The sequence below is a fragment of the Flavobacterium sp. XS2P24 genome, from assembly GCF_030010285.1.
Lineage (GTDB): Bacteria > Bacteroidota > Bacteroidia > Flavobacteriales > Flavobacteriaceae > Flavobacterium > Flavobacterium algoritolerans.
In genome coordinates, this window is the sequence record NZ_JASCRU010000007.1 from 51,214 (window position 1) to 75,313 (window position 24,100).

Consider the following 24,100-nt stretch of genomic DNA (forward strand, 5'->3'; position numbering starts at 1 on the left):
TTGGCTACAAGTACCCAGGTATAATTCTTCTTCCAGGTTTTTATTTTTTTTGTTTCCATTTTATATTGGGTTAAGGCTTGATTTTTTGTGGAGGAATAGTTTCAGATGATTTTAGTGAAATGATATTGGAAATTAATTTATACGCACCGGTAACGCCTTCGGGTAATTCTCTAAAAAAGCTTAATCCCGTATAAATATAGTGTCCTTTTCCGTAAGGAGCAATTAGCAACGCACCATTTTTTGGTGTTTCTCCTTTATCATTTGAGGATAAAATAGGAGTGAAGGCTTTGTCGTACTCACTTGGGTAATACAACCCTTGTTCTTGTTTCCAACCTTGAAAATCTTTAGAAGTGATTTTGTTTGGGAAATTCAAAACGGGATGGTTTGGTGCTAAAAATCGAACTTCAGCATCTTCTTCGGTTACACGGTCGCGGGACAGTTTTAATGGATAAGGTGCAATGTTTTCGGTTATAAGATCACCTGCAGTATTGTACTGAACTAGCATTGTTTTTCCACCTTTTACAAAGTCAAAAAGTATCGTTTGCTTATTTGCTAATGCTGTAACAGTATTGTAGGCACGAACACCAGTCATCACGACATCAAAATTTTCTAATTTTTCGGGTGTTATTTCTTCGGGTTTGATCAGTGTAACGGTGTATCCCAACTGAGTCAAGCTACTAGGAACTTCGTCTCCGGCACCCATAATATATGCAATTCTTTCTTCATTCGTTTTTAAATCTGTTTTGATGCATTTGGCTTCAGCTGATTTTAAAACCTGTTGTTTGGTGATGTGGTCATAATTAATGATGATTTGTTCTTTGTCAAATCGCTTGTTGTCAATTATCGCCACGCTTTTGGCCACAGCTTCTTCAGATTTATTTGGCGCAGTTACTTCAAAATAAACAACTTGCTCAGTTCCCTTTTTTTGGATGTTAAAAGGAATCGATTTTGGAGAAACACCCCAGTTTTGAGGCAGTTCAAGCTGCAGATTTCCTTTTACGGCATCTTTACCCGCTTTAATTTTTACGCCTACATATTTAATTTTGGTATCTTTAAAAAGCAATACTTTGTCCAAAATTGAAGTGGTAACATCAGGAACAATGTCGAGATAATTATACACTTCGCCTTTTACATCGTCATTGTATTTATAAACTACAGTTCGCTCAAATGGGATTTCGATTCCGTTGATTTGAACGTTAAATACCACTTTTGCTTCCCGAATAATATCTGGAATTCCTATATTTTGCTGCTGATTTACGGCGTACATGCCAATGGTTCCGTTTTCTCTTAACCAATACGGTTGTGTGTAGTTAATTGATTCGGGTAACTTTAAATCTAAGTTGATGTTGTTTAGAACATTATTTTTTAATTCGCGGTTTTGAGGAGTGCTTATTTGTTCGGGTAAAGTGGTCACACTCACTAATTGTATTGGCGCTGAACTTCTGTTAATGGCTTCAAGTTTCAGTTTTATAGTGCTACCGGGAGTCGCTTCCTGATTTTGGGCTACGGCTTCAAGATACAAACCGGAACAGGCTGCTATAATTTCTTTTATGGCTGCGGATTTCAGTGGTGCCCAATGATTTTCATCCAAAGCTTTCATCATAGCGTAGGCTTTCGCCAAATTTGGAATACTTGCCGAAGGATTATTGTGGTTGAACTCCGCTGCAATAGTTGTTAATAATTCTCTTATGGCTTTTCCTCCTTTTACTCGGTTCCAAGAGGTGTCAATTCCTTCAAAAAGAGATTTTTTTTCTTTTAAAGCATCTCCATTTATAAACTCTAAATATTCTGTTTCTTCACCACGCGCTCCTGTGCTTCCAAAACCTTGCGATTGATGACGGCTGCGGCTTAATGCTGCTATTTCTTGATTTGATTTTCCTAATCCAGCATAATAAACTCCAGTTTGCAGGGCAATTAAATTCTTTTTATCGGCAGCATTAAATTTTTCGATAGTTCCATAAAACCACCAAGAAGTATTAAAAAACTGGCGTTTGGTTTGCCAAGGTTTTACAAATTGTAATTGTTCCGGAAAAATAGTTGGATCGTTGGCCAGTTCAAAGCTTTCAACACTCAACATTGCCGATGAAGTATGATGACCGTGTGTAGTTCCTGGAGATCGATGATCAAACCTGTTGACAATTACATCGGGTTGGAATTTTCGGATGGCCCAAATAACGTCTGCCAATACTTTTTCTTTATCCCAAATGGCTAATGTTTCTGTTGGGTTTTTCGAAAATCCAAAATCATTGGCACGAGAAAAAAATTGTTCTCCTCCATCAATTTTTCTAGCTTCGATAAGTTCTTGGGTTCTTATTACACCTAATAATTCGCGTAATTGTGTCCCTATTAAGTTTTGACCACCATCACCGCGAGTCAAAGACAAATATCCCGTTCGGGCTTTTTGCTCATTGGATAAATAAGAAATTAATCGGGTATTTTCATCATCAGGATGTGCTGCAATATAAAGTACCGAACCAAGAAAATTAAGCTTTTGGATTTGATTGTAAATTTCAACAGAATTTGGTTTTTGGGGTTGTTGCGCAATTGTTATTTGGCAACATAAAAGAAAGATTAGAATAGCTGATACGTATTTTTTTTGCATTTTTTAAAATTTAATTTGCAGTAACTTCAAATGTAGGAATTAAATAATTTCTTCTGAAATGTTTTGGGTTTTCTTTAATAATAAAAAAGAGAGAGAAAAACCCATTTAGGTTCCCTCTCTCTTTTAAATAATATTGTGATTAATCTCTATCACGTCCGTTTCCGTTACCACGACCATTTCCATGTCCGTTTCCATGTCCATTTCCGTTATTTCGGTTATCATGTTTTTTATATTCTCTACGGTCATCATTATCATATCTTCTATGATTATCATTTCCTCTTTGGTTTACATATACTCTACGGTTATTGTTATACCCTATATTTCTTTGTTCTCTTCCATGATATCCTCTGTAATATTTTACTTTATGATTCTTAAAGTGGCTATACGGTCTTGAACCATGATAATCGTTTAGTACTACTTTGTATCCACCATATAAATCATAGTTTCTATATTGGTTTGGTAGGTATCTTGAACGTATCCATCTTCCTCCACCAAAATAAATAAACTGTGTGGCTCTTACGTCATAATAAGCTTCTACATCTGGTAAATAATAATATTCTGCTTCTGCATATCCTACCGGTCCCCAAGATGGAGCAGTACCTATGTTTAAACTTACTGAGACTTGTGCATGTATAGTACTTGATGCAAAAAGTATAATTCCTACGGCGATTAGTTTTAATGTTCTCATTTTTTCAAATATTTAATTAGTAATAATTTTTTTATAATAGCTCGTTATTACGATGCTTTTTGAATAAAACCAACAACTGTGCCAAAACGAAAAAGTTAACATTTAATTAAGGATTAACATGCTAAAAAAAAAGAGCCTCATTGCTGAGACTCTCTTTATTAATGATATGAAATCAGGATTAATGTTTTCCATTTCCATTATTTCCTTTTCCACCTTTGTTCCCGTTTCCGTTCCCATTATTTCCGTTTCCGTTATTCCCTTTATTCCCGTTACTTTGGTATACTTTGTTATTATTCCCACGATTAGAACCGATAGCTTTTTGTGGTTTACCTTTGTATCCTTTGTAATATTTTACTTTATGGGTATTAAAGTTACTGTATGGTCTTGAACCATGATAATCGTTTAAGACTACTTTGTAACCATTGTACAAGTTATAGTTTCTGTATTGATTAGGTAGATTTCTGGAACGAATCCATTTTCCTCCACCAAAATAAATAAACTGTGTGGCTCTGATATCATAATAAGCTTGAATATCCGGTAAATAATAATAATCTACAGCTGAATAACCAGCGGGACCCCAAGCTGGTGGAGTACCTATATTTACATTTACTGAAACTTGTGCTTGCATCGTATTTGCGGATGCAAAAAGTATAATTCCTGCGATGATTAATTTTAATGTTTTCATTTTTTAAAATTTTAATTAGTAATTAATAGATAGTAATTTTTAGTTACTATTTTATCTCTTTATGATAAAGCCAACAATTGTGCCAATATCATGTATTTAACATTTTATTGTGTTATTTTACTTCATAAAAAAAGGAAACGAAGGCTCGTTTCCTTTTTCTACAGTTATAAATTTATTTACAATAAAAGGATCAATAAAAGAATAACTATTATAATTGCACCTACAGATAAGTATACACCGTTTCCTGTAGATTTTAATTCGGCTTTAATGGCACGTACTTCTTTTCTTAATTCTTTTTTCTCTGAAGAATTTAAAGAAGATTTATCCATTGCTTTTATTTCGTCTAGACGATTAAGCAATACTTTAACTTCAGCAGGAACTTCTTTAGGGTTGTTTGAAACCGAAGTCGGATTTTTTTCTGCAGCTAACATTTGAGTTGGAACAACACTTAATGATAATACCATCATCATTAAATAAAAGGTGATTTTTTTCATTTCTTTTAGAGTTTTAGTTATTAATTTAATACATTATAAAAGTAAGCAATATTAACAGATGAAGTCTTATATAATTATGATATTAAATTATATAATTTACACTATTGAATTATTTTTTTTGCTTTAATGTTTTCAAAATTAGTCCTTTAAAATTGTTTTGTTCAAAATTAAGATTGCCGGACTCGCCTTTGTTATTTGAAAATAACCGTACGTGGCTTGGCTAACTCAAAATCCTGAAAGCCAAAATCAGTAGTTTCAAAAGAGTTGGTTTTGAAAATATTTTCACCATTACCCGGTATGGACGGATAGTAGGAAAGTGAAATTTGGAAAGAGCTAAATACTAAAAAATCATTGTTTATAATTAATCCAATCCCAATTTTGGAATATGCTTTATTTTCTAATAATCCTTTTTCGGGATTTCCTAGCATAGCAATTGAATAGTTAAAATAGGGGTTTAGTCGAAATCCCCAAAGATTCCACGGTGCATAGGCTTGAGTTTGCAACGTTAGGATTGCTTTTTCGGTTCCATAATTAGCACTATTAAATCCTTGAATTCCGTAATTTTCATTAATATTAAGTTGGTCACCAATAACATTTACACGATTGGAACCAATAATTAATTGAGGTTTAACAAATTGTCGTAATTTCCATTTTCCAATACTCATCAAATTAGTAAAGTAATTAGCTTGAAAAGAAAAAGCATTCTGTTTCGTGTTTGATTTTTCAAAAAAAGTACCCAGCTCAAAATTGGCACTTAGAAATCCCCATTTGTAAAAATTTCCAAAAGCTGCCCGAGCTCCTAGATAGTAACGTTCTTGATTATTTTTATGTTGATAGCCCGAAGTTATTCCAAATATTTTTCCAATGGGTACATCTTCTATAATTCCATTCTTGAAAATATAGCTGTCTTGAACGAATTTTCGGGAGGTGATTCCAATTCCGATTAGCGAAAATTTTTCATCAGAATAAAAATCATTGGGATCGTAATCAATTGTTGGACTCTCCAGGTATTTTACATTCAAAAACCGACCGGCAACTACTAAGTTTGTAGTTCTGTCGCTCTCCGTATTACTTTTAAAAATCCTAAAGGCACGACCAAACCATACATCCTGTGAGTTGTATTTGAAATTTTGGTAAGCAAAAGCGGCATTACTATCAGGAAGTGTATCTTTTCTAAACTGTTTGTCAAAATAGATTCCGCCAGCCCATTTTGTAAATGGAGAATAGAACAGGCGTTCAATATTGATACTTTTACCATAATAATCGTCGAAATCTATACGATAATTTACAGTGGTTTTAATGAATGTATTTTTGAAATTCGGAATCGTGTACGCTACGCGATAAGCATTTTTTCCATCACTGAATCTGTTTCTGAATTCATTATTAAATTCATGACCGGAACCCAGAATGTTTCTGTCGTTCAGTTCAAAACTGCTTCTGGAACTTGATATGGAACCTTTTGGAATTATACTCCACGAATCCAAAACCCGAATGTAAATATCTACGGAATCCTTATTGTTTTGAATCAATTGCGGGCTTACATCCACACGGCTGATATAGCGTTGTGTTCTTATCAAACGTTCAGATTCTTTTACCAATAAGGAATCTAAATGCTTGTTTTTTTTGATGAGCAATAAATTCTTAATGGCAAGTCTGTTCGTTTTAATGTGAATTCTGTTTCCAGTTCGCTCAGCCCAATTCCTAGCTTTTTTTGTAGTATCAATTTCGGAATAACCAAATGGGTCTAATGTAACAATATTGATGTTCCGGATAATTTTCCCTTCAAAGTCTTTGAATTTTTTTGGAACTATTTTTTTCTTTTTGGTTTTTACATTAACTGGTCTGAAAACTAATTTATGAAGAAGTTTTGTAAATTTATTTTTCTTGGAATAGGTCTGGATTTGTTTATACATCCCTGAAGAATCTTTTTCCTTTTTGTCTACTTGAGAAAAAGAAATCTGATGGCAGCAGAAAATCAAAATAATTAGAACCAGTCTTTGTTTTTTAAACATGATAAAAAAATAATTTTAAACATTGTTAACGAAACAAAAGAAAAAATCTTTTAGTATGAGTTCGAATTAACAAAATTCAGAATTTGAATAGTCGAATATACTATTTTAGAAACTATTCATTGGTTTTATTCGCTTCTTTTTCGGTTGTTGTTTCAGTAAATACAGGAACTACAATATCGGTTTTGATGATAGTTTTCTTTGGTGTTGATTCAGAATCAAACAACGGTAATTTAATATTATGCCAGGTATACGTTTTTGGTAAATGATCTCCCATCAGGTATCCCCAAGGTTCTAAAAATTCAATTCTATCAAAAATTACTTTGAGTACTGCGAGAATAGGAAGCGCTAAAAACATACCGGAAACTCCCGCAATTGCGCCACCTATGATAATTCCAATAATCGATACAAACGCGTTTATTTCTACTTTGGAACTTACAATCAAAGGAACTAGAATATTATTATCAATTAACTGAACAATTATGGTAATCACGATTACACCAACAATTATAGATAAATCTGGAGAACCCGTAAGCGAAGCCACAATACTTAGCACTCCTGCAAAAAGTATTCCTATGTAAGGAATCAGATTTAAGATTCCGGTGATAATTCCCAGCAAAATAGCGTATTTCACACCTATAACCATAAATCCAAGCGTTGTCATTGTTGAGACTAAAATCATTTCAATAATTAAACCCACGATGTAACTGTTGATGGCCACTCTTATGTTTGTCAAGATATCTTTCAACTGTTCATGGTTTTCTTTTTTGAACAACTTGGATAAAAACAGTAAAAAATGAGTTCTGTATAAAAGAATTAAAAAAGTATAAATAGGTATCAATGTCAAATTCACCAAAGTATCCGTAAACGACATTAAAGTAGTACCAATCAGCTCTTTTCCTTTTTCCATGGAATCCTCAGTAGCGGTATCAATATATTGCTTCTGTTCCCAAGAACTTAAATGAAAATTGTCTCTGATAAATCCTTGAATATTTCGGAGATGAATGTTGATGTTTTTTTCAATTTTATCAAAATCAGCTGCAAAATCACTAATTTGAAATGATAGAAAAACAAAAAGTCCAATGAAAATCAACACAAATAATATTACTGCCAACATTACTGCCAAAACATGTGGAAAATAGAGTTTTGATTTAAAAAATTGAACGATAGGATACAATAAAATAGCAAATAAAAACGACATCATTATGGGAACCAAAATATCCTGACCGATATAGAATATAAAAATAAGCGCTATTAAACCCAATAAAACCAGGGTTAGTTTGGCATAAAACGGAAATTTTAAGATGTCATTCATATTTTCTTATTTTTTAAATAACGCATTTACCATTCAATTCTGAATCGTACTGTTTTTAATTGACAAATATGAAGAATTAAAGAAATTAAAGTATTATATATTTCTCATCAATAGTTGTAAAATTATCACTTTTAATCAATCGATTTGCAAAATAGAATGAATTGATAATTATATTTTTATAAAATGCTGACTAATCCATGAATTCTTTATCGTCAAAATGGTCTTTCAGTATCGAAATCCCTTTTTGCAAGAGCAGATTATTAGGGTAAATGATTTTTTCTCCATCGATAGTTTTTAAATACACATGAAAAGCTCCAATATCCTCAATCTCTGCTTCAATGGGGAAATCTTTATCATGGATTTTTATAACGTCACCAATTTTAAACGGAAAAGAAAAAAACAAAATAACACCAGATGTGATGTTACTCAAAATTGACCATTGGGCAAACATCGCAACACCCACAACAGTTGTGATAGATGAAAGTGCAATAAAAATATCTTTGGTCTGGACTCCCCAAATGATTATTAAGGCAATAACCACCAAAATATTGATGAATAAATGAATGTATTTAATCACTAAATTGGTTCTGTGTTCCAGCGTTTGATTCGATTTTGCATAGCTTCGAACCAATTTTGTAGAAAGAATACGGAATAATATCAGCAAAATTCCCAGAATTCCAGTTGCAATCAGTTCTCTTGTGTATTCTTGAAAAAAGGCCATATCCATAATTTAATTACGCTAATTTACTTAAATATTCATATACTTTATCCGTAGGCATTCCCATCACATTTGCATACGAACCTTCAATTTTTGAAACGCCAATAAAACCAATCCATTCTTGGATACCATAGGCTCCGGCTTTATCATACGGTTTGTAGTTTTCTAAATAATAACGAATCGATTCGTCGCTTAATTCATTGAAAGTGACTTTGGTAACTTCGTGCATTACATCCGCTTTTTCATTGGTTTTAAAACAAACAGAAGTGATTACTTCGTGCGTTGTATTTGACAATGATTTTAAGATTTCAAAAGCATCTTGTTCGTCTTTTGGTTTACCCAAAGCGGTATTGTTATGCCAAACGATGGTGTCGCTGGTTACCAGAATTTCATTCGGTTTTAACTCTCCTTCAAAAGCGCTTGCTTTCAGTACAGCTAAATAATTAGTGATTTCCTCTGCTTTCAATTCTGGAGGATAAATTTCCTCAATTTCTTTCAATCGAATTTCAAAATCCAAGTCTAAATCCTTGAAGAATTGCTGGCGTCTTGGTGAACCCGAAGCCAGAATTAAAGTGTATTTTTTTAATTTATTTTTAAGCATTGTATTTTATATTTAAACTTATAACAACAACAGACAGAATTCCAAATAACAGAATCCATTTTAACAGCAAACTCAGCGCATGAAACTCTTTTTTGGATTTTGCAGTCCAAATTTTCACGGTGAAATAAAACAATGGTCCCACGACAAAAAGCAATAAATATACAGTTGTAAATACTAACTCAAGTAGGTATTTATTGATGTAATACAACATGAAAAGAATAGGAATAAAGCTCAGTCCAAAAACTATTTTTGCAGTTCTGGATTTGCCTATTGCAATTGGTAATGTGTTCATTCCTTGGTTGTAATCACCATCAACATCTTCTAGATCTTTAACAATTTCTCTCATAAAATTAAGAAAGAAAGTGAATAGGGCGTAATCTAAAAGAATAGAAAAAACAACTCCCAATTGCTGTTGGTTTCCTTCATGAATCGTTGGAAATAAATCAAAAATCCCAATGATAATCACACTAAAAGAAAGCAACAATGCCACAATAACATTACCAATAATCATCATTTGTTTCAGACTTGTAGCATACAAATAAAGCGTCGCGGCAATTAGAATAAAAATAGACGCAAAGCCCGGTTTTACTATAACATTTGATAAATAAAAGCCAATAGCCACACCAGTAACAGTAAGACCAATGTATAGATTATAGGCATTGGTTTCAGAAATGGTTTTGCCTACAATTACATTGCTCGGTTTGTTTATAGTATCTGTGTTTTGATCAAAAATATTATTGATGACATATCCACCTGCAGCGATTAAAATGGTTGATAAAACCAATAATCCATATTGCCAATCAGCTAATGCCAAAGGAATATTCTGAAATTTAAAAAAAACATACCGGAAAATTAGCTGCATAAAAGCAAGCATCAGTAGGTTCTGGTATCGGATTAGTTTAAGGAACTTCATATTTAGTTTTCAGTGTTCAGTTTTTCAGTGTTCAGATTAGAGGATCTAGTATTCAGGGGTCATTTCTTATGGTTTATGTAAAATTCAGTGTTCATAAAAAAATAGAACTAAATTACTTTTTAATAATCATTGCAACTGATTACTAAAAACTGACGACTGATTACTAATTAATCGTGTTTCCCATCAAAATGAGCCATCCATTTCCCTTGCGCTTTCATCACTTGTTCGATAACATCACGAGCAGCTCCTTTTCCTCCGTTTTTGTGTGAAATATATCTGGAAATAGCTTTGATTTCAGGGCTTGCATCCTGAGGACAAGCGGGTAATCCTACTAATTTCATCACGTGATAATCAGGAATATCATCTCCCATGTACAAAACGTGTTCTGGATTGATATTGTAAACATCGGTATATTCATCAAATGTTTCTACTTTATTTGGTATACCTAAATGAATATCTGTAATTCCTAGATTACGTAATCTAACGCGCACACCTTCGTTGCTTCCTCCCGAAATAATACAAACATTATAACCGCTTTCTACGGCAGCTTTCATTGCATAACCATCACGAATATTCATGGTACGAAGAATTTCCCCTTCATTGGTTACAAAAACAGAACTGTCAGTAAGTACGCCGTCTACGTCAAATATAAACGTAGTAATATCATTCATTATTTCTTTATAACTTTTTGCCATTATGTTGTATAGATTGTGTTAGTGTTTTGTAAATTGCGAGGTGATTTTCTTTGGATAAAAAAGCTTCATGTGCTTCGATAGTTGCAGTATCATTGCGTTTAGCCGGTCCAGTTTGAGCTTCTGACGGCGAAAGTAACATTATTTTTTGAGCTGTTTCTGTAATTAAAGGGTTTAAAATTTCAAAAGGAACCTGATGCTCCTGACAAATTTCCTGACCTATTTGGTACAAATGATTCGTAAAATTATTGACAAAAACCGCTGCAACATGCAAGGCTTTTCTCTGTTCGGAGTTGATAGCAAATATTTTATCAGAAATTGATTTGGCTACTTTATCCAATAATTGATAATCGGTTGCATTTTCGCTTTCTAAACATATTGGAATAGTTCTGAAATCTACTGGCTTGTTTTTAGTAAAAGTCTGTAAAGGATAGAAAACACCTTTTCGATTATTGTCATCCAAAACATTCAAAGGAACACTTCCCGAGGTATGAACCACCAAGCGATTTTTGAAAGGAAGTTGCGAGGAAATAGCAGCAATGGCATCATCAGAAATCGCAATAATATACAAATCTGCTTCAATCAAAGTATTTAAATCATTTGTAATCTGACTTAAATCGAGTAGGTGAGAGACGTTTTCTATTTGTCTTGAAAAAACTTGAACCAATTCGATTTCAGCTCCCATTTTTTGGGAATTTTGAAATGCTGCAATCAAATGTTGTGCTACATTTCCTGAACCAATAATAATTACTTTAGTCATTTGACAAAATTAGCAAAAAAATATTAAGAGTTTTATTCAATTTTGGATTGGCTAATAAACTGTAACTCCAATTAAAATATACTTTTATTCCAAAAAATGAAGCTACTTAATTTTGGATTAAATTAACAAATGTGCGAATATAGAAGTCAACATTTTTAAGTACTTTTGTGGCACTTTTATAAAAACATAATCCCTTAAAAATGGATAAAAAAATATTTTCTTTTTTGTTTTCTACTCGATTAATGGCTTTTTTATTTATTGTATATGCGGTTTCCATGGCTACTGGAACTTTTATCGAAAGCAAATACAATACCGACACAGCAAAAATTTTAATTTATAACTCATGGTGGTTTGAGGCCATACATGTATTTTTCATGATTAATTTCATTGGAAATATCAAGCGTTATCAGTTATTAAAAAAAGAAAAATGGGCTACTTTATTACTCCATTTGTCTTTTATCTTCATTATTGCCGGTGCATTTGTAACCCGTTACATCAGTTATGAAGGGATGATGCCTATTCGCGAAGGCGCTGCTGAAAATCAAGTTTTTTCAGATAAAACGTTCCTGACTGTTTTTGCAGACGGGGAATATAAAGGAGAAATGAAACGCAGGGTTTTTGAAAAACAAGTATTGCTTTCTCCAGCGACTAACAATGATTTCAGTATTTCAGGTAAATTTGCAGATACACCATTTGAAGTAGAATATGAAAACTTCATCATGGGTGCCAAAGAATACATTAAACCAAATCCTAATGGGACTGTATTTTTAAAAATTGTAGAAGCTGGAGACGGAGGTCGTCACGAGCATTTTTTGAAAGACGGTGAAGTTCAAAATATTCATAATGTATTATTTGCTTTAAATAAATATACTGATGGAGCCATAAATATCAATACAACAGGAAGTGCCTATACGATTCAAACGCCTTTTGAAGGAAACTTCATGAGAATGGCTGATAAATTACAGGGTAAAGTCACTAAGGATAATGCACAACCATTGATGATGCGTTCACTGTATTCTATCGGCGAAATGCGATTTGTATTTCCTGATCCTGCGGTAAAAGGTGTTGTTGATTATGAATCGGAAAATGATTTTAAAGCAAAGAATCATGAAGATGCATTAACTGTAAAAATCTCTGCCGAAGGTCAAGAAAAGACAGTTACAGTCCTTGGTTCCAAAGGTAAGTTGGGAGATTCTAAAACAGTGAAAATAGGAAAAATCGATTATACTTTTTTCTATGGAAGTAAAGCCTACGTTTTGCCATTCAAGATAAAATTGAATGATTTTATTGCGCAGAAATACCCAGGAACAGAGAAAAGTTATTCTTCATTTGAGAGTAAAGTTACTGTTCAAGATAAAGAACCATTTGATGCCAGAATATTTATGAATAACGTTTTGGATTATGATGGATACCGCTTTTTCCAATCGGGTTTCGATCCTGATGAAAAAGGAACTATTCTATCAGTAAACCACGATTTCTGGGGAACTGCAATTACGTATAGCGGTTATTTTATGCTGTATTTTGCAATGATGGCGATTATGTTTACTAAATATTCTCGTTTTGCGGATATTAAACGCAAATTAGAAGTTGTAAAAATGAAGAAATCTAAACTCTTGACGATTCTGATTTTGTTGTTCAGTTTCAATAGTTTTGCACAAGAACAAGAACACAATCACGCAGATCATGAAGGTCACGCTCATACCGAAGCTGAGGCTGCACCTGCAACACATGCCAATCACACTAAAAAAGTATTGAGTCAAGACGAACTGAATGCTTTGATTACTAAATATAAAGTTCCAGAAGTACATGCTGCAAAATTTGGTAGACTTGTAATTCAAGACGGTGGTGGTAGAATGAAACCTATCAATACGTTTTCATCAGAATTGTTGCGAAAAGTAAGTCAAAGCGATTCTTATAATGATATGAATTCAGACCAAGTTTTCTTATCCATAACTCAGTATGCGAGTTATTGGATAGAGATTCCAATCATTCATTTAAGAAGAGGTAACGACAGTTTAAGACAAATAATCGGTGTTGATAAGAAAGCTAAATTTGCACCTTTTGTAGCTTTCTTTGATGCTAAAGGGAATTATAAACTTTCTAAATATTTAGAAGAATCATTTAAATCGGCTAACCCCAATCAATTTGAAAAGGATTTTATCGAAACAGATAAAAGAGTAAACTTGATGGAATCTGCGTTAAGCGGACGAATATTAAAAATTTTCCCTATTCCGGAGGATAAAAATAATAAATGGATTTCTTATTTAGAATTGAACGAATCGGGTTTAAAAGGAATGGAAGCTACGTATACTAAAAATGTATTACCATTGTACTTTGGTTCGTTGGCTAATGCTTCCGTTTCTAATGATTACAAAACTGCCGATGAGTTACTAGAAAGTATGAATGGTTTCCAAAAACGTTTTGGCAGTAAAGTGAGACCAAGTGAAGAAAGAATTACATCAGAAGTGCTGTATAATAAATATGATGTTTTCAATAAACTTTTCTATTGGTATGTTTTAGCAGCGATTTTGATGTTGTTTTTTACTATTCTGCAAATCTTCAAAGAGCGCAAAGTATTGGCTATAACAGTAAATACAATGCATATTGTTATAGGATTATTATTTGGATTGCATACTGTGGGCTTAATTGCGCGTTGGTATATTTCCGGTCATGCACCTTGGAGTAATGCGTATGAATCGATTATATATATTGCTTGGGCTACCATGTTTTTTGGTTTGGCTTTCGACAGAAAATCAAAACTTACTGTGGCTTCATCAGCTTTTGTAACCGCAATGATTCTTTGGGCTGCAAATCTAAACTGGATTGATCCTGAGATTGCAAATCTGCAACCAGTTTTAAATTCGTATTGGTTAATGATTCACGTTGCAGTAATTGTAGCTAGTTATGGCCCGTTTGCATTAGGATTTATTTTAGGAGCAGTTTCATTGTTGCTGATTTTGTTTACCAATGAAAAAAACAAAACCAAAATGGATTTGAATATTCAGGAAATCACTTACATCAATGAATTAGCATTAACGATAGGTTTGATAATGTTAACTATTGGAAACTTCCTGGGCGGACAATGGGCCAATGAGAGTTGGGGACGTTATTGGGGATGGGATCCAAAAGAGACTTGGGCCTTGATCAGTATTATGGTCTATGCTTTTGTAATTCATGCTCGATTTGTACCTTCTTTACGTGGAAAATGGATTTTCAATTTGATGAGTATGTTTGCTTTTATATCTATTTTATTTACCTATTATGGTGTGAATTTTCACTTGGTAGGATTGCATTCGTACGCAAGTGGAGAAGCGCATTCATTGAATTGGATATGGTATTCATTAGGAGCAATAACTTTATTTGGAGCTATTTCGTATCCAAAATATAAGAAGTATTATAAGAAATAAGATTTAATTTTTTCATCATAAAAAAGGTTCAACTTAATAAGTTGAACCTTTTTTTATTCCTCAATTTCTGTTTTATTTATTTTGTAATATTCTAACGGAGATATACCTGCAATTTCTTTGAAACTTGTAAAAAACGGATTGTATGAAGTAAATCCAACTTTTTTTGATAATGAATCTAAAGTATTATTTTTTAAATAGTTTAACTCAATCTGTTTGATGGCATCATGTATACGAATTACTTTTTTATATTCCGAGAAAGAAATTGTTGAATGGTATTTAAATAAATATGAAATATGACTTTTGGGGATTTGTAAGCTGTTAGCTAAATCGGTTATTGTCAAATTTGCATTTCTAAATAATTCAAATTTTAATGAGATTCTCTCAATTTCCTTGATATACTCAATAATGTTTGGACCTATTTTTTCTTTAAGAATTAAATGTTGGCTATTATTTAATTCAATATCAGGAGTCATTCTCCAAATTTCATTCAGTACCAAACAGTTGTTTTTATTCTCATTGATCTTTTGGTGTAATACATTATAGCCATAAAGAATTTCAGGAGAAATTAATATTTTAAATAAAATAGTTAACCAAATTATAGCAGATATCCACTGATAGCTATGTCCTTTTATACTTTCACCGAAATATATTTCCATGAAGATTGATATAAAAAGTCTTGATATAGTTAGTGCAAGCGCAATAAATAAAAATAGTGTCCAGCTTTTAATTAATTTATTTTGCTTTTGAATTACTTTGACTTCGCCTTTTCTAGTCCAAATTTTAGACTTTAAGAATCGAAAGCATAAAATAATATAGGTTACAGCAAAAACAAAAAACAGCACACATAAAATAATTTCTATCTGTTCAGAATCAAAATGATTACGATTAATTGAAAAGATAAAAAACGACACCGGAAAGATAAAATGCAGTAGCTCCTTTGAATTGATTGTCTTTCTATTTTCAGATAAATTTTTAAAATACAGATAGCAAATGGGTATAGCGACTAATGATAGGTTTGAATATTTAAAATAAGTATTTTTAAGTGATGGGTCGAAAATGAAATAGGTTAAACTAGATAAGAAGAAACGCAATGAAATTATAAATATCAATAGAATTATGTATAAGTTCATAATTCTATTGGATTTATAATTTACAAAGATTAGTAGAGTAGTCACAAAACCAATTATACCAATAATAAAACAGAGTAAATTTATTACCATTTAATTCAATGTATTAAAGTGAAAGAACGTCTTTTTCCTTTATTGACAAAATACTATTCAGATATATTTTTTTAATTTTCTTTAACATGGTATCAAATATATTCTTTTTGTATGATTATTTGATTAATAAAACGGGGAAAATATTTATTTATTACCTATAAAATCTTACAAATAGGAATTAGCTTTTCTCTTGCTTTTTCTTTTAGTTATTTTTTAGCTGCTTCTATAAGCTGAAATTATTTTTTAGTTACTAATAATTGAAAAGTTATTACTGATTAGCTTTCTTTTTTGTCATATCGATAAACGGTAAATAAACATGATTAAATTCGGTAAAATTAATTTATATGAGGTATTTACTTATTTTTTTTACAGTAACATTTCATGGGCAAGTTTTGCATCATCAAATGCTGTCATCACAAGGAATGACAAAAAAAATATCTGATGGTTCAGTTGTAACACAGTCTATTGGACAACAAAGTCTTATTGGTTTATCTAATAATAAGTTTGTAGTTATACAGGGATTCCAACAAAGTATTTGGGGTAAATACATTTCATCAAATTTAATTGATGAGATGAAAACTACAACTTTCCCAAATCCATTTACACAAACTATTAGTTTTCAATTTTCCAAAACCATTGCTGAAGTTGTCAATGTAAATATTTTCGACATAAGCGGTCGTTTAGTTTTTTTTAAAGATATAAAGCCCAATAATACTATTTTAACGATTGATTTGTCTTCGTTACCAATCTCAGAGTATTTAGTTCGACTTAGTTCATCCAACTTTAGTTATTATACCAAAATCATTAAAATATGAAAATAAACTACTTTTTTTTTATTGTTTTTCTTGTATCATATCAGGTTTTTTCTCAAGAAATTTATTTCAAAACAGGAAAAAACTTTACAAAATATGATTTTAAAGATTCTTCTGGTCAATCAAATTCGTATCTACAAAGTGGAGTAGGTAATTTTTTTGAAATAGGCATTTCTAATCCGTTGCACAACAAATTCTCTTATGCAGTTGGATTTTCTTTAGATGACTACAATGCTATAGGTGACTATTCTAACATTTCTTACCGTTGGGATACAAAATATTTAGGTATAAACAGCGAATTAAATTATTCTGTTTTACCATCCTCAATTAAAAAGATTAATTTTTTTCTAAAAATAGGATTAAAAGGGTCAACAATTATTTATGGTAAACAGGGAATCGATGGCGTTTATCACGATTTAGTAAAGCATAAGGAATTTTCAGGACTTGTGCTTGTTCCTCACATAGGATTTCTCGCTAAATATAGTATACCCTCTTTTGGATCTTTAAGTGTTGGTTATAATTATAGCAAAAGTTTATATAATTCGAATGTCAATGGTGAGAAATTATCATTTGAAACAAATCATGTTCAATTAGGAATCCACTTTAATATTAACGAAAAATAATTATGAAAAATTTAATCATACTTTTTATACTTTTATTAGGTGCAAAAAATTTTGGACAAACCAAAGGGATTAGCTATCAAGCTGTAATTCTTAATGCTAAAGGGGAACAATTACCAGGGGTAAATAACGTCAATGCACCGCTTGCCAATAGTAATGTTTGCATGTTATTTAAATTTTTTGATGAGTATTCTAAATTGGAATATCAAGAAGTTGTCCAGATTAAAACAGATCAATTTGGGATGGTTAACTTAATAATTGGTGGAGGATTACAAACTGGAGGATACGCTCTATCTTTTGATACTGTAATTTGGGATAGCTTAAAGAAAACTTTGGTAGTTTCTATTAATACCGATGGAAGTTGTTCTGCTTTTTCAGAAATTAGTAATCAGCCACTAAATTATGTCCCTTTTGCCTATTCGGCTACAAATGCAACAAATGTAACTGGTGTAGTAGCTATTACTAATGGAGGGACAAATGCGACCTCGCTTTTGGGTGCAAAAATAAATTTCGGTATTGATAAAGTTGATAATACTAGTGATTTAGATAAACCCTTAAGTATAGCTGCGGTAAATGAATTTAGTTTTAAGGAAAATTTATCTAATAAGAGTACGAACATCATAACTGATGGCGCATCAGATGTGAAATATCCAACTGTAAAATCGGTTAAGGATTATGTAGATGCATTGGCTACACCGAGTTCAACAGCATTAGCATCGGAAGTATCTCGTGCTACGACTGCTGAAGCGACATTGACTGCTAATTTAGCAACTGAAACAACTCGTGCTACGACTGCAGAAGCAAGCAAAGAAGCTTTGGCAAACAAAAGTACAAGTGTAAGTACAGATGGAACATCCGACACGAAATACCCAAGTGTAAAATCGGTTAAGGATTATGTTGACGCTTCGACTACATCAGGTTCTACTGCATTAGCGTCTGAAATATCTCGTGCTACGACTGCAGAAGCAACATTGACTGCTACTATAGCAACTGAAGTATCTCGTGCTATTACAGCAGAAGCAAGCAAAGAAGCTTTGGCAAACAAAAGTACAAGTGTAAGTACGGACGGAACTTCTGATACGAAATACCCAAGTGTAAAATCGGTTAAGGATTATGTTGACGCTTCGACTACATCAGGTTCAACTGCGTTAGCATCAGAAGTATCTCGTGCTACGACTGCAGAAGCAACATTGACAACAAATTTAGCAACTGAAACAACTCGTGCTACGACTGCAGAAGCAAGCAAAGAAGCTTTGGCAAACAAAAGTACAAGCGTAAGTACAGATGGAACATCCGACACGAAATACCCAAGTGTAAAATCGGTTAAGGATTATGTTGATGCTTCGACTACATCAGGTTCAACAGCATTAGCATCTGAAATATCTCGTGCTACTACAGCTGAGGCTACTTTGACAACAAATTTAGCATCAGAAGTATCTCGTGCAACGACTGCAGAAGCGACATTGACTGCTACTATAGCAACTGAAACAACTCGTGCTACTACAGTTGAAGCCAACAAAGAAGCTTTGGCGAACAAAAGTACAAGTGTAAGCACAGATGGAACTTCTGATACGAAATACCCAAGTGTAAAATCGGTTAAGGATTATGTTGACGCTTCGACTACATCAGGTTCAACTGCGTTAGCATCAGAAGTATCTCGTGCTACGACTGCAGAAGCAACATTGACTGCTACTATAGCAACTGAAACAACTCGTGCTACGACTGCAGAAGCAAGCAAAGAAGCTTTGGCAAACAAAAGTACAAGTGTAAGTACAGATGGAACATCCGACACGAAATACCCAAGTGTAAAATCGGTTAAGGATTATGTTGATGCTTCGGCTGGATCAGGTTCAACAGCATTAGCATCTGAAATATCTCGTGCTACGACTGCTGAAGCTACATTGACTGCTACTATAGCAACTGAAACAACTCGTGCCACTACAGCTGAAGCAAGCAAAGAAGCTTTGGCAAACAAAAGTACAAGTGTAAGTACTGATGGAACTTCTGATACGAAATACCCAAGTGTAAAATCGGTTAAGGATTATGTTGACGCTTCGGCTACATCCGGTTCAACGGCATTAGCATCAGAAGTATCTCGTGCTACGACTGCAGAAGCAACATTGACTGCGAATTTAGCAACTGAAACAACTCGTGCTACGACTGCAGAAGCAAGCAAAGAAGCTTTGGCAAACAAAAGTACAAGTGTAAGTACAGATGGAACATCCGACACGAAATATCCAAGTGTAAAATCGGTTAAGGATTATGTTGACGCTTCGACTACATCAGGTTCAACTGCGTTAGCATCAGAAGTATCTCGTGCTACGACTGCAGAAGCAACATTGACTGTTAATTTAGCAACTGAAACAACTCGTGCTACGACTGCAGAAGCAAGCAAAGAAGCTTTGGCAAACAAAAGTACAAGTGTAAGTACAGATGGAACATCCGACACGAAATATCCAAGTGTAAAATCGGTTAAGGATTATGTTGATGCTTCGACTACATCAGGTTCAACGGCATTAGCATCTGAAATATCTCGTGCTACAACTGCTGAAACGACTTTGACTACAAATTTAGCATCAGAAGTATCTCGTGCTACGACTGTTGAAGCGACATTGACTGCTAATTTAGCAACTGAAGTATCTCGTGCTACTACAGCTGAAGCGAGTAAAGAAGCTTTGGCAAACAAAAGTACAAGTGTAAGCACAGATGGAACATCCGACACGAAATACCCAAGTGTAAAATCGGTTAAGGATTATGTTGATGCTTCGACTACATCAGGTTCAACGGCATTAGCAACTGAAATATCTCGTGCTACGACTGCTGAAGCTACATTGACTGCTAATTTAGCATCAGAAGTATCTCGTGCTACGACTGAAGAAGCAAGCAAAGAAGCTTTGGCAAACAAAAGTACAAGTGTAAGTACAGATGGAACTTCTGATACGAAATACCCAAGTGTAAAATCGGTTAAGGATTATGTTGACGCTTCGACTACATCAGGTTCAACTGCGTTAGCATCAGAAGTATCTCGTGCTACGACTGCAGAAGCAACATTGACTGTTAATTTAGCAACTGAAGTATCTCGTGCTACTACAGTTGAAGCCAACAAAGAAGCTTTGGCAAACAAAAGTACAAGTGTAAGTACGGACGGAACATCCGACACGAAATACCCAAGTGTAAAATCGGTTAAGGATTATGTTGATGCTTCGGCTGGATCAGGTTCAACGGCATTAGCAACTGAAATATCTCGTGCTACTACAGCTGAGGCTACTTTGACAACAAATTTAGCATCAGAAGTATCTCGTGCAACGACTGCAGAAGCGACATTGACTGCTACTATAGCAACTGAAACAACTCGTGCAACGACTGCAGAAGCGACATTGACTGCTACTATAGCAACTGAAACAACTCGTGCTACTACAGTTGAAGCCAACAAAGAAGCTTTGGCGAACAAAAGTACAAGTGTAAGCACAGATGGAACTTCTGATACGAAATACCCAAGTGTAAAATCGGTTAAGGATTATGTTGATGCTTCGGCTACATCAGGTTCAACGGCATTAGCGTCTGAAATATCTCGTGCTACAACTGCTGAAACGACTTTGACAACAAATTTAGCATCAGAAGTATCTCGAGCTACGACTGCTGAAACGACTTTGACAACAAATTTAGCATCAGAAGTATCTCGAGCTACGACTGCTGAATCTACATTGACTGCGACTATAGCAACTGAAACAACTCGTGCCATAACAGCTGAAGCAAGCAAAGAAGCTTTGGCAAACAAAAGTACAAGTGTAAGTACGGACGGAACTTCTGACACGAAATACCCAAGTGTAAAATCGGTTAAGGATTATGTTGACGCTTCGGCTGGATCAGGTTCAACGGCATTAGCATCTGAAATATCTCGTGCTACAACTGCTGAAACGACTTTGACAACAAATTTAGCATCAGAAGTATCTCGTGCTACTACTGCTGAAGCTACATTGACTGCTACTATAGCAACTGAAGTATCTCGTGCTACTACAGCTGAAGCAAGCAAAGAAGCTTTGGCGAACAAAAGTACAAGCGTAAGTACAGATGGAACATCCGACACGAAATACCCAAGTGTAAAATCGGTTAAGGATTATGTTGACGCTTCGGCTACGTCAGGTTCAACAGCATTAGCATTAGAAATATCTCGTGCTATGACTGTAGAAGCAATATTAACTACAAATTTAGCAACTGAGACAACTCGTGCTACGACTGCAGAAGCAAGCAAAGAAGCTTTGGCAAACAAAAGCACAAGTGTAAGTACGGACGGAACTTCTGACACGAAATACCCAAGTGTAAAATCGGTTAAGGATTATGTTGATGCTTCGGCTACATCTGGTTCAACAGCATTAGCAACTGAAATATCTCGTGCTACTAGTGCTGAAGGGACATTGACTACAAATTTAGCAACTGAAATAACTCGTGCTACGACTGCTGAAGCCAGCAAAGAAGCTTTGGCAAACAAAAGTACAAGTGTAAGTACGGATGGAACTTCAGACACGAAATACCCAAGCGTAAAATCGGTTAAGGATTATGTTGACGCTTCGGCTACATCCGGTTCAACAGCATTAGCAACTGAAATATCGCGTGCTACTACAGCTGAAGCAAGCAAAGAAGCTTTGGCAAACAAAAGTACAAGTGTAAGTACGGATGGAACTTCAGACACGAAATACCCAAGTGTAAAATCGGTTAAGGATTATGTTGATGCTTCGGCTACATCTGGTTCAACAGCATTAGCTTCAGAAATATCTCGTGCTACAACTGCTGAAGCTACATTGACAACAAATTTAGCTTCAGAAATATCTCGTGCTACGACTGCAGAAGCAACATTGACTGCTACTATAGCAACTGAAACAACTCGTGCTACGACTGCTGAAGCAAGCAAAGAAGCTTTGGCAAACAAAAGTACAAGTGTAAGCACGGATGGAACTTCTGATACAAAATACCCAAGTGTAAAATCGGTTAAGGATTATGTTGATGCTTCGGCTACATCTGGTTCAACAGCATTAGCTTCAGAAATATCTCGTGCTACAACTGCTGAAGCTACATTGACAACAAATTTAGCTTCAGAAATATCTCGTGCTACGACTGCAGAAGCAACATTGACTGCTACTATAGCAACTGAAACAACTCGTGCTACGACTGCTGAAGCAAGCAAAGAAGCTTTGGCAAACAAAAGTACAAGTGTAAGCACGGATGGAACTTCTGATACAAAATACCCAAGTGTAAAATCGGTTAAGGATTATGTTGATGCTTCGGCTACATCCGGTTCAACGGCATTAGCAACTGAAATATCTCGTGCTACAACTGCTGAAACGACTTTGACTACAAATTTAGCATCAGAAGTATCTCGTGCTACGACTGCAGAAGCAACATTGACTGCTACTATAGCAACTGAAACAACTCGTGCTACTACAGCTGAAGCGAGTAAAGAAGCTTTGGCAAACAAAAGTACAAGTGTAAGCACGGATGGAACTTCTGACACGAAATACCCAAGTGTAAAATCGGTTAAGGATTATGTTGATGCTTCGGCTACATCTGGTTCAACAGCATTAGCAACTGAAATATCTCGTGCTACTAGTGCTGAAGGGACATTGACTACAAATTTAGCAACTGAAATAACTCGTGCTACGACTGCAGAAGCAACATTGACTGCTACTATAGCAACTGAAACAACTCGTGCTACTACAGCTGAAGCAAGCAAAGAAGCTTTGGCAAACAAAAGTACAAGTGTAAGTACGGATGGAACTTCAGACACAAAATACCCAAGTGTAAAATCGGTTAAGGATTATGTTGATGCTTCGGCTGGATCAGGTTCAGCAGCATTAGCATCTGAAATATCTCGTGCTACAACTGCTGAAACGACTTTGACTACAAATTTAGCATCAGAAGTATCTCGTGCTACGACTGCAGAAGCAACATTGACTGCTACTATAGCAACTGAAACAACTCGTGCTACTACAGCTGAAGCGAGTAAAGAAGCTTTGGCAAACAAAAGTACAAGTGTAAGCACAGATGGAACATCCGACACGAAATATCCAAGTGTAAAATCGGTTAAGGATTATGTTGATGCTTCGACTACATCAGGTTCAACGGCATTAGCTTCAGAAATATCTCGTGCTACGACTGCTGAAGCGACATTGACTGCTAATTTAGCAACTGAAGTATCTCGTGCTACTACAGCTGAAGCGAGTAAAGAAGCTTTGGCAAACAAAAGTACAAGTGTAAGTACAGATGGAACTTCAGACACGAAATACCCAAGCGTAAAATCGGTTAAGGATTATGTTGATAATAGTGTAAATGATGTAACAGATGAGCTTTATTCTAACTTATTGCAATCAACTTTTGTTATGTCTAAAACACCATCTGTAAAAAGTAAAGTAAAAATGTTTATTAATGGTTTAAGAGTTAGGAATTCAGCCTACTCAGTAAGTGGTAATACAGTTACATTAGACACTTTAATACTTGGTTTTACTTTGTTGTTAAATGATAGAATTCAATTTGATTATTTTTATTAGAATAGATTTAATATTTAAAAAA

16 protein-coding genes are annotated in these 24,100 nt (G+C 34.2%); 4 read left to right on the forward strand and 12 right to left on the reverse strand.

Annotated features, from left to right (window positions below; genetic code table 11):
- Positions 1–70: 70 nt before the first annotated feature.
- The 11 genes from QLS31_RS07430 to QLS31_RS07480 form a co-directional block, all read right to left on the reverse strand.
- On the reverse strand, positions 71–2,602 hold the full coding sequence (locus QLS31_RS07430) for a PIG-L family deacetylase (protein ID WP_282743327.1): 2,532 nt from the start codon (positions 2,600–2,602) through the stop codon (positions 71–73).
- A 139-nt stretch (positions 2,603–2,741) separates the two neighbouring features.
- Positions 2,742–3,290 (reverse strand): hypothetical protein, encoded by a 549-nt coding sequence (locus tag QLS31_RS07435; RefSeq protein WP_282743328.1) that lies wholly within the window; start codon positions 3,288–3,290, stop codon positions 2,742–2,744.
- Between the two features lie 178 nt (positions 3,291–3,468).
- Positions 3,469–3,975, reverse strand: a complete 507-nt coding sequence (locus QLS31_RS07440; protein WP_282716449.1) for a hypothetical protein — start codon at positions 3,973–3,975, stop codon at positions 3,469–3,471.
- Positions 3,976–4,151: 176 nt separating this feature from the next.
- Positions 4,152–4,469 carry a hypothetical protein gene (locus QLS31_RS07445; RefSeq protein WP_282712666.1) on the reverse strand — a complete coding sequence of 106 codons (318 nt, stop codon included), beginning with the start codon at positions 4,467–4,469 and terminating at the stop codon, positions 4,152–4,154.
- A gap of 191 nt (positions 4,470–4,660) precedes the next feature.
- Positions 4,661–6,481 carry a hypothetical protein gene (locus tag QLS31_RS07450; protein WP_282712667.1) on the reverse strand — a complete coding sequence of 607 codons (1,821 nt, stop codon included), beginning with the start codon at positions 6,479–6,481 and terminating at the stop codon, positions 4,661–4,663.
- A gap of 112 nt (positions 6,482–6,593) precedes the next feature.
- Positions 6,594–7,793 (reverse strand): AI-2E family transporter, encoded by a 1,200-nt coding sequence (locus QLS31_RS07455; protein WP_282743329.1) that lies wholly within the window; start codon positions 7,791–7,793, stop codon positions 6,594–6,596.
- A gap of 190 nt (positions 7,794–7,983) precedes the next feature.
- On the reverse strand, positions 7,984–8,514 hold the full coding sequence (locus tag QLS31_RS07460) for a mechanosensitive ion channel domain-containing protein (RefSeq protein ID WP_099716316.1): 531 nt from the start codon (positions 8,512–8,514) through the stop codon (positions 7,984–7,986).
- A 13-nt stretch (positions 8,515–8,527) separates the two neighbouring features.
- Positions 8,528–9,112: a Maf-like protein gene (locus tag QLS31_RS07465; protein ID WP_282716455.1), complete on the reverse strand. Its 585-nt coding sequence runs from the start codon at positions 9,110–9,112 to the stop codon at positions 8,528–8,530.
- Entirely contained in the window at positions 9,105–10,025 is a 921-nt protein-coding gene (locus tag QLS31_RS07470) for a geranylgeranylglycerol-phosphate geranylgeranyltransferase (protein ID WP_282716457.1), read from the reverse strand. Before QLS31_RS07470 ends, QLS31_RS07465 begins: the two co-directional genes overlap by 8 nt.
- Before the next feature lie 167 nt (positions 10,026–10,192).
- On the reverse strand, positions 10,193–10,720 hold the full coding sequence (locus QLS31_RS07475) for an HAD-IIIA family hydrolase (RefSeq protein WP_282712671.1): 528 nt from the start codon (positions 10,718–10,720) through the stop codon (positions 10,193–10,195).
- On the reverse strand, positions 10,704–11,477 hold the full coding sequence (locus tag QLS31_RS07480) for a Rossmann-like and DUF2520 domain-containing protein (RefSeq protein WP_282743330.1): 774 nt from the start codon (positions 11,475–11,477) through the stop codon (positions 10,704–10,706). The genes QLS31_RS07475 and QLS31_RS07480 overlap by 17 nt, the downstream gene beginning before the upstream one ends.
- Before the next feature lie 200 nt (positions 11,478–11,677).
- Between QLS31_RS07480 and ccsA the strand changes: the two genes are divergently transcribed.
- Positions 11,678–14,884 (forward strand): cytochrome c biogenesis protein CcsA, encoded by a 3,207-nt coding sequence (gene ccsA / locus QLS31_RS07485; protein ID WP_282743331.1) that lies wholly within the window; start codon positions 11,678–11,680, stop codon positions 14,882–14,884.
- Between the two features lie 53 nt (positions 14,885–14,937).
- Here the strand turns inward: ccsA and QLS31_RS07490 are convergent, their stop codons facing one another.
- Positions 14,938–16,014 (reverse strand): AraC family transcriptional regulator, encoded by a 1,077-nt coding sequence (locus QLS31_RS07490; RefSeq protein ID WP_282743332.1) that lies wholly within the window; start codon positions 16,012–16,014, stop codon positions 14,938–14,940.
- Positions 16,015–16,448: 434 nt separating this feature from the next.
- Here QLS31_RS07490 and QLS31_RS07495 point away from each other — a divergent pair, with 434 nt between their 5' ends.
- The 3 genes from QLS31_RS07495 to QLS31_RS07505 are packed head-to-tail and all read left to right on the forward strand — an operon-like array spanning position 16,449 to position 24,078.
- Positions 16,449–16,919: a T9SS type A sorting domain-containing protein gene (locus tag QLS31_RS07495; protein WP_282712675.1), complete on the forward strand. Its 471-nt coding sequence runs from the start codon at positions 16,449–16,451 to the stop codon at positions 16,917–16,919.
- Positions 16,916–17,539 (forward strand): hypothetical protein, encoded by a 624-nt coding sequence (locus tag QLS31_RS07500; RefSeq protein ID WP_282712676.1) that lies wholly within the window; start codon positions 16,916–16,918, stop codon positions 17,537–17,539. The genes QLS31_RS07495 and QLS31_RS07500 overlap by 4 nt, the downstream gene beginning before the upstream one ends.
- Positions 17,540–17,541: 2 nt before the next feature.
- Entirely contained in the window at positions 17,542–24,078 is a 6,537-nt protein-coding gene (locus QLS31_RS07505) for a hypothetical protein (RefSeq protein WP_282743333.1), read from the forward strand.
- Positions 24,079–24,100: the final 22 nt, after the last annotated feature.